The 17,069-nt window shown below is 33.4% G+C and carries 16 protein-coding genes; 7 read left to right on the top strand and 9 right to left on the bottom strand.

Going from position 1 to position 17,069, the window contains the following annotated elements; translation table 11 throughout:
* Positions 1-40 precede the first annotated feature (40 nt).
* From CGC49_RS01415 to CGC49_RS01445, 7 genes are all read left to right on the top strand, one after another.
* The gene (locus CGC49_RS01415; RefSeq protein WP_095894058.1) at positions 41-931 is read left to right on the top strand and encodes an IS1595 family transposase; all 891 of its coding nucleotides are present in this window, start codon (positions 41-43) and stop codon (positions 929-931) included.
* Between the two features lie 80 nt (positions 932-1,011).
* On the top strand, positions 1,012-1,242 hold the full coding sequence (locus CGC49_RS01420) for a hypothetical protein (RefSeq protein ID WP_042006231.1): 231 nt from the start codon (positions 1,012-1,014) through the stop codon (positions 1,240-1,242).
* A gap of 227 nt (positions 1,243-1,469) precedes the next feature.
* Positions 1,470-2,552: an AMP-binding protein gene (locus tag CGC49_RS01425; RefSeq protein ID WP_095911692.1), complete on the top strand. Its 1,083-nt coding sequence runs from the start codon at positions 1,470-1,472 to the stop codon at positions 2,550-2,552.
* Positions 2,553-2,789: 237 nt separating this feature from the next.
* Positions 2,790-4,625 carry an ABC transporter ATP-binding protein gene (locus CGC49_RS01430; protein ID WP_095911693.1) on the top strand — a complete coding sequence of 612 codons (1,836 nt, stop codon included), beginning with the start codon at positions 2,790-2,792 and terminating at the stop codon, positions 4,623-4,625.
* Positions 4,626-4,628: 3 nt separating this feature from the next.
* Positions 4,629-5,168 (top strand): RNA polymerase sigma factor, encoded by a 540-nt coding sequence (locus CGC49_RS01435; protein ID WP_042006236.1) that lies wholly within the window; start codon positions 4,629-4,631, stop codon positions 5,166-5,168.
* A gap of 31 nt (positions 5,169-5,199) precedes the next feature.
* Positions 5,200-5,691, top strand: coding sequence for a hypothetical protein (locus tag CGC49_RS01440; RefSeq protein WP_095911694.1), 492 nt, complete (start codon positions 5,200-5,202; stop codon positions 5,689-5,691).
* 15 nt (positions 5,692-5,706) lie between these two features.
* Complete coding sequence (locus tag CGC49_RS01445; RefSeq protein WP_042344929.1) at positions 5,707-6,138, top strand: hypothetical protein; 432 nt, start codon at positions 5,707-5,709, stop codon at positions 6,136-6,138.
* 110 nt (positions 6,139-6,248) lie between these two features.
* Here the strand turns inward: CGC49_RS01445 and msrB are convergent, their stop codons facing one another.
* The 9 genes from msrB to CGC49_RS01490 all read right to left on the bottom strand — a co-directional run bounded on the left by msrB (position 6,249) and on the right by CGC49_RS01490 (position 16,997).
* The gene (msrB, locus tag CGC49_RS01450; protein WP_095912656.1) at positions 6,249-7,262 is read right to left on the bottom strand and encodes a peptide-methionine (R)-S-oxide reductase MsrB; all 1,014 of its coding nucleotides are present in this window, start codon (positions 7,260-7,262) and stop codon (positions 6,249-6,251) included.
* A 120-nt stretch (positions 7,263-7,382) separates the two neighbouring features.
* On the bottom strand, positions 7,383-7,649 hold the full coding sequence (locus CGC49_RS11370; RefSeq protein ID WP_369801098.1) for a DUF417 family protein: 267 nt from the start codon (positions 7,647-7,649) through the stop codon (positions 7,383-7,385).
* A gap of 45 nt (positions 7,650-7,694) precedes the next feature.
* A complete protein-coding gene (locus CGC49_RS11375) occupies positions 7,695-7,829 on the bottom strand; it encodes a hypothetical protein (RefSeq protein ID WP_369801099.1) in 135 nt (44 codons plus the stop codon).
* A 354-nt stretch (positions 7,830-8,183) separates the two neighbouring features.
* Positions 8,184-8,618 (bottom strand): sigma-70 family RNA polymerase sigma factor, encoded by a 435-nt coding sequence (locus tag CGC49_RS01465; protein WP_369801100.1) that lies wholly within the window; start codon positions 8,616-8,618, stop codon positions 8,184-8,186.
* A 306-nt stretch (positions 8,619-8,924) separates the two neighbouring features.
* Positions 8,925-11,912, bottom strand: coding sequence for an efflux RND transporter permease subunit (locus CGC49_RS01470; protein ID WP_198540632.1), 2,988 nt, complete (start codon positions 11,910-11,912; stop codon positions 8,925-8,927).
* Positions 11,913-11,924: 12 nt separating this feature from the next.
* A complete protein-coding gene (locus CGC49_RS01475; protein WP_157908980.1) occupies positions 11,925-13,052 on the bottom strand; it encodes a BF3164 family lipoprotein in 1,128 nt (375 codons plus the stop codon).
* A gap of 126 nt (positions 13,053-13,178) precedes the next feature.
* Positions 13,179-14,315, bottom strand: coding sequence for a 6-bladed beta-propeller (locus tag CGC49_RS01480; protein ID WP_095911696.1), 1,137 nt, complete (start codon positions 14,313-14,315; stop codon positions 13,179-13,181).
* 18 nt (positions 14,316-14,333) lie between these two features.
* Positions 14,334-15,458 carry a 6-bladed beta-propeller gene (locus tag CGC49_RS01485; RefSeq protein ID WP_095911697.1) on the bottom strand — a complete coding sequence of 375 codons (1,125 nt, stop codon included), beginning with the start codon at positions 15,456-15,458 and terminating at the stop codon, positions 14,334-14,336.
* A 66-nt stretch (positions 15,459-15,524) separates the two neighbouring features.
* On the bottom strand, positions 15,525-16,997 hold the full coding sequence (locus CGC49_RS01490; RefSeq protein WP_095911698.1) for a TolC family protein: 1,473 nt from the start codon (positions 16,995-16,997) through the stop codon (positions 15,525-15,527).
* Positions 16,998-17,069 lie beyond the last annotated feature (72 nt).

Genomic DNA, 17,069 nt, shown 5'->3' on the forward strand with positions numbered 1-17,069 from the left:
TATAATTTCATATATTTGCAGTTCATAAAATCAGGTAGTTATGGAAATTTTTAACGGTCAAAATCTTTTAGAGTTCACTGAACGCTTCAAAACCGACTTAGATTGTGAAGAATATTTAGCTCATTGGAAGTGGGAAAAAGGCTTTGTTTGTCGTAAATGTGGGCATACAAAAAGCCAAATCCGCAAGGATTTTTCAAGAACTTGTAACATTTGTTCTGATACGGAAAGCCCTACGGCAGGAACACTTTTTCACAAAGTAAAATTCGGGCTTCGTAAGGCTTTTTTTATTTGTTTTGAGATGTGTGCAACCACTAAAAACCTATCAGCTTTACAAATGTCTGTTCGTTATGGAATTACCGAAAATACGGCTCGATTGTTTATGCACAAAGTTCGTGAAGCAATGAAATCCAATGAATTACATAAAATGAATGGTCAAGTTCAAGTGGACGAGTTTACTGTGGGAGGGAAAGAAGATGGCAAACAAGGTAGGAGTTACGATTCAAAGAAAAAAAAGATTGTTTGTGCCATAGAACTAACTGATGATGGGAAGGTTAAACGATTCTATGCTAATAAAATAGAAGATTATTCTGCCAAATCATTACGGACAATTTTTGATAAACATATTGATAAATCCGCCCAAGTGACCACTGATGATTGGAAAGGTTACAGACCTATTAAAGATTTCAATATCAAACAAATACCGAGTAATAAAGGGAAGAATTTCCCTATTTTACATACCATAATACACCAAGTAAAAAGTTGGTTGAGAACGATTTATTGTCGAGTTTCAGATTTCAATATGGATAGATATTTGGCTGAATTTTCATACCGAATTAACCGTTCTCAATCGAAAGATAATATATTCAATAATCTCATCAAACGAATGATTGAGAAGAAACCTGTTCATCACCGGAATTTGATATGTAGTTAAGTGTGGAACTCAAAAGATTTTAAAAACAAAGTGAATCATGTACCTATTTTTTACTATATTTGCAAGGTAATTAATCAGATATGAAACAAAAATTGTTCGATTTTCGTTTTTTTTTGGAAAAACACGGATTTGCAGTTTCCTCTCGAATAGCAGAAAAGCTAGGTGTACGAGCTAAAGATGTACGTATATTTTTCATATACAGCACGTTTGCTACACTCGGAGCTTGGTTCGGAATCTATCTGTTATTAGCATCTTTATTAAGGATAAAAGACCTATTCTACACCAAACGAAGTTCTGTTTTTGATTTGTAAATCAACTAGAAAAGCTCAAAAACAGACATAGCCTTAAAGGTTAAATCTACCCGATAAAAATATTTTTACGATTATTTTTAACTTCCCTATCCTTTTCGTATATTTGCACCTCTATTTTTTCATAAAACATAAGGAAATAAACACTTTATTTCCAAGATATTTGTGTTACAAGATTTACGTACATTTTTAGATAATTAATTAATACATAGCATAAAAAAATAAACATAATGAACGAAATAGATTATACATTCATACATAGAGATTTCAAAATTGACAATTTTCCAATGGACAGAGAACGGTTGCTTATCTTGGCTACCGACTATGTAAAAAACGGAGAGAATCATCTGAAATCTGTCGGAGATTTCTTGTTAAATTGGTTGGATAATCGTGACTTTATTGAAGCAACTACTTCTGGTTCAACAGGTGTTCCTAAGGTAATACATTTGAAAAAGCAGTTTATGGTCAACTCAGCATTGGCTACAGGTAAATATCTAAATTTATTACCTAAAAATACGGCTCTTTTCTGCTTACCAGCTGATTTCATTGCTGGAAAAATGATGATTATCCGTTCTATCATTTTAGGATTGCATTTAGATATCATCCAGCCCTCGTCAATGCCTTTAGCATTAACTAACCGTGACTATGATTTCTCAGCGATGATTCCTTTACAAGCTTCAAAGTCGTTGTACGATTTACATCGGGTGAAAAAATTGATTTTGGGAGGAGCTTCCATTGATGAAGATTTGGAAAACAAATTGCAAAATGTTTCTACACATGTTTATTCTTCATATGGAATGACGGAAACTATCTCACATATTGCAATGCGTAGAGTGAATCACACCGCTACCCACGAAGAAAGTTACAAAGCACTACCAGGTGTTACCTTTTCACAAGATGACCGAAAATGTTTGGTAATCAACGCACCTCAAATCGCGGATCATTTGGTGGTTACGAATGATATTGTGGAACTAATATCTCAAACTGAGTTTATTTGGGTGGGACGTTACGATAATGTAATCAATTCGGGCGGATTCAAAGTATTTCCTGAAAGTGTGGAGCGTAAAATGAAAAAATATATCAAAAACCAGTACTTTTTAACCAGCGAACCTAACGAAAAACTTGGGGAGAAAGCGGTTTTATACATAGAAGGTAATGAAAAAGATTATCCAACTTTATCGCATGATTTGTTTGTTGATAAAGATATGTTAAAATTGGAAGTGCCACGAGCTATTTATTTTGTTCCAAAATTTGAATACACAGATAACGGGAAGGTTCGAAGAGACGAAACTGTGAAAAAACACAACAAATAAGTATGTTTTTCAGATAGATAAAAAACTCAAAATTCGTGTTTTTATGTGCGTTTTTTGAGTTTTTTTTATGAAATTTGAGTCTTTCACATAAAAGTAAATAATGTTTTCCTAAATTCAAATTGCGTTATTAATCATCGTAACTACACCAAAAATTAACAAATGTAGCTGATGAATATAATATGAGAAAGTTTTTTAAAAAACATACTCCTGTAAAATAAAATTCAGAATCCAAAAAAAATGAATCCTAATTTAAAAAAATTCATACCATATATATACCCATATAAGAAATACGCTTTCTTAAATGTGCTTTTTAATGTATTATATGCATTATTCAGTGCTTTGTCGTTTGTATCATTGATTCCTATGTTGGACATTTTGTTTGGAAAGAAAGAGAGCAGGGTTTACGAAGTGCCCACTTTCTCTGGAAACGTCTCCGATTTAGTGGACTACGGAAAAAAATGGCTAAACTACAAAATTTCGAATATGGTAGGTGAGGATTCTGTATCAGCACTCACTATTGTCATCTGTTTGGTAATTTTGTTGTTCTTACTGAAAAATTTATTTAACTATATAGCAGTATTTTTCATTACCCATTTGCGAAATGGCGTTTTGAAAGATTTACGTAACAAACTCTATAAAAAAATTACCAATCTACCGCTTTCCTACTTTTCAGAACAACGAAAAGGAGACATCATAGCTCGTGTGGCTGGTGATGTAGGAGAAGTTCAGCATTCCTTTTTATCTATATTAGAACTCATTGTACGTGAGCCTCTTACAATTATATTTTCAATTGTAATGATGCTCGGTATCAGTATAAAATTAACCATTTTCACTTTTGTATTTATTCCACTTTCAGGGTGGATTATTTCCAAAATAGGAAAATCACTAAAAAAGCAATCCACAAAAGTACAGCAAGAACAAGGCAAATTTTTATCACTCATTGAAGAAACCGTCGGCGGATTGCGAGTTGTAAAAGCATTCAATGCCGAAAAAACTTTCCAAAAAAGATTTGAAGAGTCAACGCATCGTTTTTTTAAATTGGCAAATAATTTAGGTAACCGACAAAACTTAGCCTCGCCCATGAGCGAATTTTTAGGAATATTGATGATTGCTACGCTTTTATGGTTTGGTGGAACAATGGTTTTGGTGGAAAAAAGTTTAGATGGAGCTGCGTTTATCGCTTTTATGGGATTGGCTTACAACATTTTAACCCCTGCCAAAGCAATTAGCAAGGCCTCGTACGATTTCCGTAGAGGAAATGCCGCAGCCGAACGCGTATTCGAGATTTTGGAATATGACAATCCAATTAAGGAAAAAGAGAATGCAACCGAAATTTTTGATTTTTCATCAGCTATTTCACTGAAAAACATCACATTCCGATACGGAGAACAAAACGTTTTAACTGATTTTTCACTAGAAATTCCCAAAGGAAAAACCATTGCTTTGGTGGGGCAATCGGGAAGTGGAAAAAGTACGATCGCCAATCTTATAACTCGCTTTTACGATGTTAATGAAGGAACTATCGAAATCGATGGAATAGACATCAAACAACTAAAAATAAGTCATTTACGCAGACTTATCGGCGTGGTCTCACAAGATTCAATCTTATTTAATGACAGCATAAAAAACAATTTACTGATAGGAAATCCGACTGCTAACGATGAGGCTATTTTGGACGCATCCAAAGTGGCAAATGCTTACGAATTTATCAAAGACCTACCCGAGGGGTTTGACACAAACATAGGTGATTCCGGCAGTAAACTCAGTGGTGGGCAAAAACAACGGTTGAGTATCGCCCGTGCTGTTTTAAAAAATCCACCCATTATGATTTTAGATGAAGCCACCTCAGCATTAGATACGGAAAGTGAGCGTTTGGTACAAAGTGCTTTGGAAAATATGATGAAAAATCGAACTTCAATTGTCATTGCTCATCGACTTTCAACCATCCAAAATGCGGATTTAATCGTGGTAATGCAAAGGGGGCGCATCGTAGAACAAGGTACTCATGGAGAGTTACTTGCCAAAGATGGCGTATATCGAAAACTGGTAGAAATGCAATCTTTTGAAACATAAAATTTGGACGAAAAAGAGCTCATATCACAACTTCAAAATGAGAAAAAAAGAGGAAAGGCTTTTGAGATTTTGGTCGATTTGTACCAAAAGCGACTTTATTGGCATATCCGTCGTATTGTAATTTCACACGATGATGCTGATGATGTATTACAAGAAACATTTATCAAAATTTTCCGAAGTATTGAAAATTTCAGAGGAGATAGCTCTTTATTTTCATGGATTTACCGCATAGCGACCAATCAAGCTCTTGATTTTTTGAAAAAGAAAGCTAATGAGAAAAATTGTACTATCGAAGATTTGCAATACGACCGAAGTTCGCACTTAGAAGCTGATACTTATTTTGAAGGCGACGAAATTGAGCGAAAATTCCAACAAGCTATATCTTCGTTACCTGAAAAACAGCAAATTGTATTCAATATGAAATATTTTGAAGAATTGAAATATGAGGAAATTTCTGAAATTTTGGGTACTTCAGTGGGAGCGTTGAAATCTTCATATCATCATGCTGTACAGAAAATTAAAAATTATTTAGAAAGTCATTAAACTTTTTTACTTTTTTATCGTCTTAGAGGAAATGAACGAAGATAATTTACATATTCAATCGGGAATGCAACTGCCCGAAAATTATTTTGACCAGTTCAAAAAGAAATTGATGAATAGGGTTGAATTGGAAGAGTATGCACCTAATAAAGAAACATTTATTGTTCCAGAGAAGTATTTTGAGAAGTCAAAACAAGCTATTTTGAAAGCTACAACGAAAAAAACGAAAACACGGATGTTCTCATTTGTCAGATATGCCGTGGCATCGGTTTTTACAGCTCTCATACTCTCTTCTGTTTGGATGTATACATCTCACAATCAAAATAATAACGTTCATTTTTCGGATTTAACTTCGGCAGAGATTCAGGGTTATTTCAGCGATATATATATCGAAGATAAATCTTACCTGATAGTTGAAGAATCTGAAGATGTTCACTTAGATAATTTTTTGGTTGGGGACATACAATCCTTTGGAAATATTGACAGTTACTTGTCAGAATACGATTATAGATTAGATGAATATTAAAAAAAATAGGTAATTATGAAATTGATTTATACTTTCTTGTTATTTAATTTATTTACTTTTTCTGTTTTTGCTCAAAAAGAGGATAACTATGAGCGTATAAAAACTCTAAAAATAGGATATATCACCGAAGAAGTGAGTTTAACTGCTGAAGAGGCAAAAAAGTTTTGGCCTATATACGAAAAATATAATAAAATTTTACACGATTTACATACCGAAGCCAAAACGTGTCGTAGACATGGTTTTTCTAAGAAAGAGAATCTGACCGAAAAAGAGGCTTTGGAAATTTTGAAAAAAGACACTGAATTAGGAGATAAAATTTCAAAAATAAGCAAGGATAAAGATAAAGAACTTTTAAAAGTTATCTCTGCACAAAAATTAGTATTATTGAAAAATGCAGAAAGAGATTTTCATAGAAAACTAATGACACAGTACAAAAATTCGAAATAAATACCTGCTTCTTCGAAGTTACATTATAAGACAACAAGAGACCGTTTGAATATGGTCTCTTGTTGTTTTGTGAACATTTTTATTAGAAGTCCAAATCTAATAAGAAGAATTTATTTCTTCAGCAGTTTCAAATAATCACCATACCCTTCCTTTTTCATTTCTTCCTTTGGAATGAAACGCAGAGAAGCACTATTGATACAGTAACGCAATCCTCCCTTGTCCAAAGGTCCATCTGTAAATACGTGTCCTAAATGAGCGTCACCTGTTTTGCTTCGGACTTCTACACGGGTCATTCCGTGCGATTTATCTATTTTCTCCGCAATGAGTTTTTTATCAATCGGTTTGGAGAAACTTGGCCAACCGCATCCCGATTCAAATTTATCTGTTGAAATGAAAAGAGGCTCACCTGTGGTAATATCCACATAAATTCCTTCGCGAAATTCATTCCAATATTCATTGTGAAAAGGACGTTCCGTAGCGTTTTTTTGTGTAACTTCATACTGAATTTTGGTAAGCTTATCCTTTAATACGTCATCGGTCGGTTTTTCGTACATTTTTTTACCGTTTTTAGGCAAAGAGTTAGCTTCTTTTGCCACCTGAAACAATTTGGGATTTATGTGACAATACCCATCCGGATTTTTATCTAAATAATTTTGATGATTTTCTTCCGCATCATAGAAATTTTTCAAAGGCAAATTCTCCACCACAATCGGCTGATTATATTTGGAAGCCAATTCATTAAGTGATTTCTCAATTATTTTTCTATCAGAATCATCAACAGTATAAATCCCTGTACGATAACGTGTTCCTATATCGTTTCCTTGTTTGTTTAAACTGGTTGGGTCGATAGTTTTATAGAATAAATCCAAAAGCAATTGTAAATCAACCTCTTTCGGGTCATAAACAACTTTCACAGCTTCCGTAAATCCCGTTTTATCGGTATATACTTCTTCATAACTTGGCCTTTGGGTATTTCCGTTGGCATACCCAACTTGAGTGGCAATAACACCACGAATTTGCTTAAAGAAGTGTTCTGTTCCCCAAAAACAACCTCCCGCAAAATAAATTTCTTTCATATCCTTTTTGTTATTCTTTGTTTTGATATCCATATTCTGCTTTTTCATAACTGACTCTTGAATTTTCACTGATTCCTTTGAGATTTTGATTGACTTGTAAGCAAAATCATGATAGGCAATACCGCCATAAAAGTAATTATATTTTTCATTTTGACATCTAATTTAAAATTATTTTTTTTCTTGTTTTCCTACCAACATTAGGCTGAAACCCAACAATACAAGGTCTTTCAGTATAAAAAAATCTGTAATTGGTAGCCATTCTACTTTTCGCCACATATTTGGAGTAGTAAACAAATAACTAATTGTTACTAAAAAAGTTACTATCATTCCGTAGGCAGCATATTTTCTCAATTTTGGAAAAAACGGACTGAGTAAAAGCAATAAAGCCAATGTAATTTCAACGATACCGACAAGATTTGAAAACGGCTTGTACACTCATGTATGCCCAAAATGTTAAGAAATGATTTTCGACCAAAGGTTTTATCGCATTGGCTTCAGCTGTTGTGAATTTTGAAATTCTTCCAAAATAAAATTAAAAGCCCCGAAAAGAGATACGTAATAGCCTATTTGTGATTTTTCATCTGACAACGACAATTTGAAGATTTGTTTTTTCATCTGGTTCAAAAAAAAGTTATTTTAAAAATGTATAATTAATCGTACATCCTTATAGTCGTTAACTTTTAAAAAACCTGACAAAAAAAGAACTATTTTTTTATATTTTCTTTCATTTTATTCTTAAATAACTGAATTTCAGAATCATCAAAAGTAACTTTTTTTTCACCGATTTCTGTATTTTGAAGTGATTTATCCAAAAATATCACTTTTTCGTGATACATCTCACAAAGGCGACACACCCTCAAATGTGAAAAAAGACGCACTTTTTCAAAGAAGGAAATTTTTCCCGCTGCTTTCTTTTCAATGAGCAATGAAATTTCACTACAAGGCAATATAAAATAATGTATAATTCTGCTAAACATTTCCAAACCAATTAATTTCCAAACATTTTCTGAGCTGTAAACGACTCCTTTGCAATATTTTCCACAGATTAGTCGTTGAAATTTCCATTTCCTGACAAACTACTTCCGTCTTTTTCCCTTCTAAATAATAAAGTTTGACGAGAATTTTCCATCGTGGTGGCAATTTTTCAATACATTCCTCCAAAACTCGTGAAAAATCTTCCTTTTCTGAGGAATTTTCTGATATTTCTTGCCAAAAGTTTAAGACGCTCTGATCTGTCCAGATTCCATCTTCATCAAAAAAATCAGAAAGACTCGTACTGACAGGATTTTTATACTTATTCCGATAAAAATCGGCTGTTTTATTGCGAAGAATATTGTACAACCACGTAAGTGGACTACTTTTCTCTTGAAAAGATTCAAATGAAGAAAAAGAAAACTTTTGCACGATATCGGCCGCATCTTCCTTATCCGAAACCAGTAAAAAGCCCTATTGGAGGCAATGACTCTGAATACATTTCAATCCACAGCGTTATTTGTTGGTCTTTTGTTTTATCTACCATCTTTTATTTTTTGAAATACTAAATAGTCCTTAAAGTGTGAACTTTTCAATTTTAAAATAGATTATTTTCTTTGACAAAACATCGGTAACAATATAAAAATTCCTACAGCGAAAAGAGCATCCTCCCATCGTTCCTGGCAGCAAGTGGAAACTCATTTACAAATCCTAAAAAAAGTAGAAAATGGTAAGTATTCAAAAATATTTACTGTTCCACGCTTTCAAATAAGCTCTTACTGAGGAAAGATTAGGGTATTTTTTACGAAGACCGTTATACTCATTTAAAATGTAAATATTAGCATTTACCGTAATCCCTGAAAGCAGTACAAACGATGCAAATCCGCCTTGGTCAAAATTCAAGTCGAAACTATAAAACGTAAGAAAAACCCCAATAAATGATATAGGGATAATCAAAATAACAATAAAAGGTTGTTTGAGCGAATTAAACAAAATGGAAGTAGTAAAAAAGATAATCGCAATAAGCAAACCCAATAGCCAATATTGTTTTTTATCTTTTCCCCAATTCCAATTCCAACCTTGTTTTTCGGCTTTATATCCCGAAGGCAAGCTACTGTTGAGCTTTTCTATTTCATTATCAAGTACCTTATTTCCCTGTTGGGAAGAACCTATGTAATTAAACTGCACTATCAATCGGTATTGTTGATTTTCTTTGGCGATTTCTTTCGGAGCTTGTCCTTTGGTAATTTGAGCAAATTGATTCAGTTTATGAAATTGTTCGTCAAAATGATTTCCAGCGTGTTGCAATGCCCAAATATCGTATGTTTTGGATTGCTTACTGTGAAGTACGATATCTTCATTTTGTCCATCAACAAACAATCTTCCTGCCCAAATGTCCCTACCAAACATACTCGAAAGCGAATTAAACAACCGAGAGGGAGACATATTCTGAATGGCAAGTTGTTTTTTATCTAAGTTAAACATAAATTCTTGATAATCATCTTTGTAATAAGACATATCTGAACCGATGGTCACTTCTTGGATACGACGATGTTTCAGTAAATTATTTTTCAGAGAGTCTGCCCAAGTGTTCAGCTCATCGTAGTTATATCCCAACAATTTTACCGAAAAACTTCCCGCAGTTTCTTTCACGTCATTGCTAAATCCTCTGTCTTCCAACCCAAAAACACCCCAACTACCGCCACCCAATTCCAAGGCTTTGGTAATCACACTATTTTTCAGTCTGTACGGAAATCCCGAGCGTTCCGCTTCCTTGGTAAAATACACAGAAATGGAAGCTCTGTTAGGGCTATTTATAGAGGTTTGAAACTGTTTTATCTCAGAAAAAGTAGAAAGATAACTTTCCATTCGCTGTACCAAAGTATTCATCTGTGAGAGTGTAGTCCCGTTGGGCATTGAAGAGGTAATGGTTAAGACCATTTCCTGATTTCGGTCAAAATATCCCCGCTCATATACGTTCTGAACAAATAAACGCAAGGTTCCTCCAAAAACCTTATCCGTTATGGGTTTTATTTTTTCTTTGTAAGTTGCCGTATTGAAAACATTATTGTACAGCTCCGCCCATCGAGTTTCCTTATCAATTTTATCGGGAAGCAAAAAAACAGGTAGTCCAAACAAAAGAATAAAAAATACATATACAGCCCATTTTCCTTTCTTTAAAAGCAAAATGATTTTTTGATAAAATCGGCTTGTTTTTACAATAAAACACTTCGATATACGGAATTTCTGTCGTGATTTTCGTGTTTTGTTAGCGATTTTAATTCTTTCCATCATTGCAGGTACGAAAAACAAGGCAACGAGCAACGAAACCGCTAAATTGATGGCGATCACCATCGCAAAATCTTGTAGATTGAGTCGCAACCGTTCGTCTAAAAAGAAAATCATACAAAGAGCTCCGATGGTAGTTAGTGTGGCAGCCAAAATAGGTAAGAAAACCTTTCGATTATTTTTGGTTCGCAAATGATCGGTCATTATGATGGTGTTGTCAATCATCAAATTAAGGGAAATGGTAATCCCTGCCAACGAATAGAGTTGTATTTCCAAACGGAAAAAATAATATAACACAACAGCTATTGCCAGATTGATGAACAAACTGCTAACGATAAGGAACAAATATTTAAAATTTCGTGAGATGAGCAATACAAAAGCCAATAAAATCAGGATAGTAAGCCCACTTCGGAAGTAAATTTTGTTGAGTTCATCTTTGATGTATTCGGTAGCGTCGTAACTCTGATGTAATTCATACCCTTGCGGAAGATTTTTTCTAATATCTTCCATCAATTTTTTGATTTCGTTACTCAACTGCAATTGATTGGCATTTTCTTCTGCCGAAATGGAAATATAGATGGAATTGAGTCCGTTGATACGATAATAGCTTCGGGGAGCTTGTTCCACCCTACTTACATTTACTAATTGATTCAAATAGAGTATCTTTCCGTCTTTATTGGTGACAGAAATTTTGGAAGCGTCAAAAGTTTCTTTTTCAGAAGCATCTCCTAAGACAACTCGTGCAAATTTTCGAACATTTCCATTATCTTCAATTTCTCCAATACCCAAAAATTGTGTATTATAATGCAACTGTATGGCTCGTTGGATTTCGTCCACACTTACTCCCATTCGGTTCAGTTGGTCGTTGTCGTATTGAAGTTGCCATTCCATAGGAGTTGCTCCGTTTACATCCACTTTATAGATACCTTCAATCTCACTAAGTCGGGGTTTGATGCTGTTTTCACAATAATTTTGAATAGTAATGGGTGGTGCTGATGCATTGAGAGTATAATTTAGAAAAGGGCGATTCGCATTTTCATCAGGGCGACGCACTTGCAATTGTGGGTAAGAAACACTTCTTGGTAAATCGCCCCACAACTGCCTTATAACGGTGGATGCCTCAAAACGAGCAACATCAATGGAAGTGTGTTTATCCATTTCCAAGGAAACGCTTCCCCAACCATTTCCCGAACGAGAAGTAATTTTTTTAATACCTTTAATACGGGAAAGCATCGCTTCTATTTTTGAAGTAGCTTCCATTTCCACCACACGCGATGCACTTCCGGGCATCGAAAAAGACACTGTCAGAGCAGGGAGATTTTGAGAGGGAGCTAACTTTACAGGCAATAAAGGAACAAGTGCTATTCCCGCTAAAGAAATGCACAAAAACACTAAAATAATACTGAATGATGATATTTTAGGTTGATTAAAAGACATTTTTAAATTATATTAAGGCAATTGAAACTCAAAAAAAGGGTCATCGTGATTTGTTGAAGCCAAGTATAGTTTTTTGTTTTTCTCATCAATGGTGAAATATCCCCATTGGTCTAATTTGTACCGGCAAATAGGATTGCCATTCCAATCGTATTGTTCAACAAAAATATAATAGTTTTCTTTCTGAGATTCTTTCCATACATCCTCAGGAGTACGTCCACTATAGAGAAAATAAACATAATTATCTTGTGCACAAACTCCCCAATAGTGGGTTATATTTTGGTCTAATCCGTTTATTTTATAGGGGCTTTCTTCATTAAATCCATCTCGTTCAAAATTAATTGTACGAACAGTTTGAGCTTCCAAATCCATAAATTTGATGATTTTGAAATATTTATAAGCATATACCATTCGGTTTTTTTGAGGATTTACAGCAAAATCACCAATGTAAGCAAAAGGAGATTTTCGGGTGGGATTTAATCCAAGGTTAAAAACTTCTTTTTTGTTGGTGGAATCTCCCTTCTGTGTAATGCGAAAAATACTTTTACCTGTTTTACTATCCGTCACGTACATAAAGTCATCATCACTTACATTGGCAAGTTGTAAGGTCGCACCAAGTTCTTGCTTTTTAAATTCTTCAAATGGCTTATTAATAATTTGGATATCACCTTTTTCATCTAAACCATAGAGTTTATTCTGCGAATTTTCAAACAAGTAGCAGAGCCAATCATTACTAACGGAAGAAATTATTGTGGGAAGCAAAAAGTCATCAGGAGCTTGCCCTCTTTTACCCAATGACTTTTGAAGTCTTAGATCAGGAAGATTGAAAATATAAAAAACAGGATTTGTTAGACTCTTCATTATCAAATAATTATTTTTGATTAGCAGCTGACTTTCCCTAACTGAAAAGATAGCTGTATCACCCACAATCTGTTTTCCTTTCAATAAAATATCATCTCCAAACGGATTTTTATTTTTGAAAAATAGTTCACCCGCTTCAAGTCGAGCTAATTCTGTAACAAATTCTTCTTTTTGAAAAAGTTGTATTTTTTCCTTTTCTTCTTGTTTTTGTGCCGTTTTATTGTCTCCACAAGCTCCCAAAAACAGTAGTCCCATTCCAAATAAAATATTTTTTGTGTTCATAATATTTTTAAAATTTATAAAATATCTTAAAATTAATCTGTATAGCTCTTGACAAACTCTATTTTCTCTAAAGAAATACACAAAAATAGTACCGAATGATGAAATACTTTTCTTCAAAAATGACTTCTATTTTAATTTTCCGATAAACAACAACGGATTATCATCTTCTTTGAGGTTATTTAGGTTAGGAAATAGCTCATTTATCTTATTTTCAATAATCCACGAGGGGTGTACCATAAACATTACCGTACTGTTTTCTGCAAAAAAAGTGATATCCGATTCTTGAAAAGGCAATTCCTTTCCTTTTGAAAATAAATCATCTACAATTTTGTTATAAGAAAATGACTTACTTGTTTTTTTATCGTATGAAATCAGGTATTTTTCACTTTGTTTGAAACATTGAAAATATAATTTTGTTTGGGTTTCAAATGCGTTGTATGTGGAGTTTATGTAACCATACTTTTTAAATTCTTGGAAAAATTCAAATATATTTCCAAAATTATTGTTTTCATAAAATGATGGAGGTACGTTCTTTCCGTTGTATGAAATGACATATTTCGGCTTTAATTTATTTTCTTTAAAGTTGTAAATGGTGTCATTAAAAGGCTCAAAAAACAACATTTCATCTCCACTTTTATAAAAGTGCTCTAAGTTTAAAATGTGTAAAAACTTACTCTTTTTTTCGTCTATCCCATAAAAGCGATAACTTTTCCCTTCATTATCAAATATATTGAATTTGTACGCATTATTGTTATCTCTCTCGTTTCCGCTGTAAACAAATAAATCTTTATTAGTGTCTCGAGTAAATTTAACTGCCCAAAAATTCAATGGAATTTCACTTAAATAATCTCCATTATGGTTGTACTGCAATATTTTCTTCTGACGCTTGTCAAGGACTTCAATTTTTTTCGAATTATCATCAACATAAAAATCTGAAATACCCAAGTACTCCCCTGCTCCATTGCCTTTGCGGTCGATATTTTTAACAAAATTTCCCTCATAATCAAATAATTTGATACTTTTATTACTTTCAATAAAAATGAACTGATCGGAAAATTTTAGCTGAGCTCCATCTGTAATCAGGGATAAATCGGTTGTTTGTAAAGGCACAATCTCTACCGAAGAAAAAATATCTGAAAGATGAATAGTATTATCTTCTAATTTAACGTCAACTTGCAGAAAATCAATCGATTTATTTTCCGAGTTACAACTGATTACAAGCAAAGTAGCTATTAAAGATAAGGCATTTCTAATAAATTTCATTTTTTAAATCATTATTTATCAATTGCTAAAAAATAAACCTACTATTTTTTCACTACTAACTTTTAACAGAATGGGATTAGATTCCATTGTATGGCTGTCTTCCGAATCTGTATCGACTTGATTTTCCATTTGCATTGAGTCCATTACGAAATAGATAAAACCACCATGCATATAGAGAGGAGTTAGAGATACTTTTTCCATAGTTATTATGTTATGGAATAATCTGTTCTTACTAAAATCTTCAGTAGATACAAAAGCGGATAACAACTTCTGATTATAGAAGAAATTGAAGTAAACAAGATTTTCATCCATCATAAAATTATCTATTAGATAAGCAACATTCTTTTCTTTTTTTAAATAATCTAAGAGTTTTTGTCTATCGTAATTCAACACATTCTCAGGCAGATTGTTACTTCCAAAATCTATGTGTACAAAATTTCTTACGCTACCTTCATTTACAAGTTTAATATAATTTGAAAAAGATTTTGTATAAAAGTTTTTTTGAGCAGATGTAAATAGAGGTAATCTTAAATCCCATTCTATTTTTTGAGGGTCATACACGAAAGATTCCTCTTTTTTGATGAGATTAAAATCATTATCAAACAACAACACATGGTGACATTCTTGCCCTTCACCGTCACAATAATTAGTTACACCAATGAAATTTTCCCCGTTGGAAGAGATAAAACTAATATCATATGGTATTTTTTTCTCGTGAGTGAATGTAGAACCTTCAAAATATAGAATTTTTCTCTGATCTGCATCTAAAATTAACAACGATCCTGTTTTTTCATCGATAGTAAAGTCATCTAAGGACGAATATTCTCCTGGTCCTTGCCCCGAACGATCTATTTTGTAGATAAATTTTCCTTTTTCATCAAAAACGAATATAGCCTCTGCAATCTCCTTATCAAGAATATACATATGGTTATTCTTTATTAACATTTTATCAATATTACCCAATAAAGAATGCTCTGTACTCTCAAGAGGTATCGTTTCAGAAAATTGAGCTTGTTTAATGTCAAAAAACAGCTCTTTTTTGTTTGGGTCTATTTTAATTTGATTGTCACTTTGAGGACGTATTGATTCATTTTTACAAGAAATCAACAAAAGAAAGGAAATAAGGTACGTAAACTGTTTCATTTTTATAATTATATACTACAGAATTTTGTCAAAAATAACAATTAATTTTACTATTAACAAATTATTTTAATTCAAACTATCAAAATCAATTTGTATGGATTCCCCTACTTCAAAATCAAACAGGGTATATTTTCGTATTTTGTAATAATTCAACCAATAGTTTCGAAGTGCCGAAATATAATTGCGTTGTGCTTGTTGGTGTCGGTCATTGGCAAGGGTAAGACTGTTAATGTCCGCTTTACCAATGATAAATCGTTCTTGAGTCTGTTGATATGCTTGTGATGCCAACTCCAAGGCTTCCTCTGCACTAACAATGATTTGCTGTTGTACCTGAAAGTCTCCCAAAGTCATCAGTATTTCCTCTTCAATTTTAATTTCTTCTTGTTTGGTAGAGAGTTCCGCCACCGAAAGATTACTTTTTGCCACATTGTACTTGCCTTTATTCACACCCCAATCCAAAATCGGAACAGAAAGCGTGATGGCAAACACATCCTGCTGTAAGGGGGAGTTATAGACCTTGTCAAAACTCGGAGCTACTTGATTAAAACCTACACTTGCCGAAACACCCATATTAAATCTCGCTTCTCGCTTGGTTTTATCCACCGTCTTTTGTAGTTCCAATAGCTGTATTTTTTGTTTTAGGAAGTTAGGATTGTTTTTCTTGGCATAACTGAGTGCTTCTTCAGGGTTTATGGTGATGTTTTTTACCTTTTGGGGTATATTCAATAGAATTTTAGTATCTTTTTCCAAGTTTAAGTAAGAAACCAACGCAAACATTGCTCTTTTTACACTAATTTCAGCAGTTTGTAAAGCATTTTCAGCATTGATTTTATCCAAACGTAGCGTCATCAGGTCAGATTGGCGAATGGCAGCAATTTCAAAACGTTCTTTTCCGATGCTGTATAACGTATCTGCACTTTGTATTTTTTCTTTTGCTAATTTGTATTCCGCTTGTGCCATCGCTAAGTTAAAAAAGTAATTAGTAGCCTCTTCTGCTGTTTGTTCCAAGTTGTAAAGAAGCTCTTTTTGGGCAGCTTCGTATTTGATGGGTTCGATTCTTTTTTCCCACTTAAAAGGGTTATATCCCAAAAGTTGCTGTCTGTATCCTATACGAATGGGTACGCTTGAATATTGTGTAAACTTATTGTCGCTAAAATTACGATGATACCCTAACTCTGAGTCTACAAAAAAGGTTCCCCCTAACCAATCAAAATTCTGAATTAGAGAAAGGTTTCCGTGTGAAAACAAGGTTTGTTGTGGGCGGTACACATCGATATTTTGTTGGGAATCGTACCGTCTTACAAAATCTCGATTGTAACGCAAAGGCGTCATACTCAGTGAAAGGGAAGGCAATCGGTTTGCTTTGAACGATTTAAAACTCCAATAATTCGATAGGTACATATTTTTTGCCTTAAACGAAGCTATGGATTGACTGTTTGCCATCGTCACTAACTGCTCCAAAGTTAAAGTCATTGTTTTCTCTTGGGAAAAAGAAAAGAAGAAAAATAGGATAAATAGTAAAGATAATACTGCTTTCATAATAATGACATGAGTTTCATTCCAGATAAAGAATAACGCAAAAATATAAACATTCTATCTTATAAACAAAAA

The sequence above is a fragment of the Capnocytophaga sp. H4358 genome (genome assembly GCF_002302515.1).
Classification (GTDB): domain Bacteria; phylum Bacteroidota; class Bacteroidia; order Flavobacteriales; family Flavobacteriaceae; genus Capnocytophaga; species Capnocytophaga canis.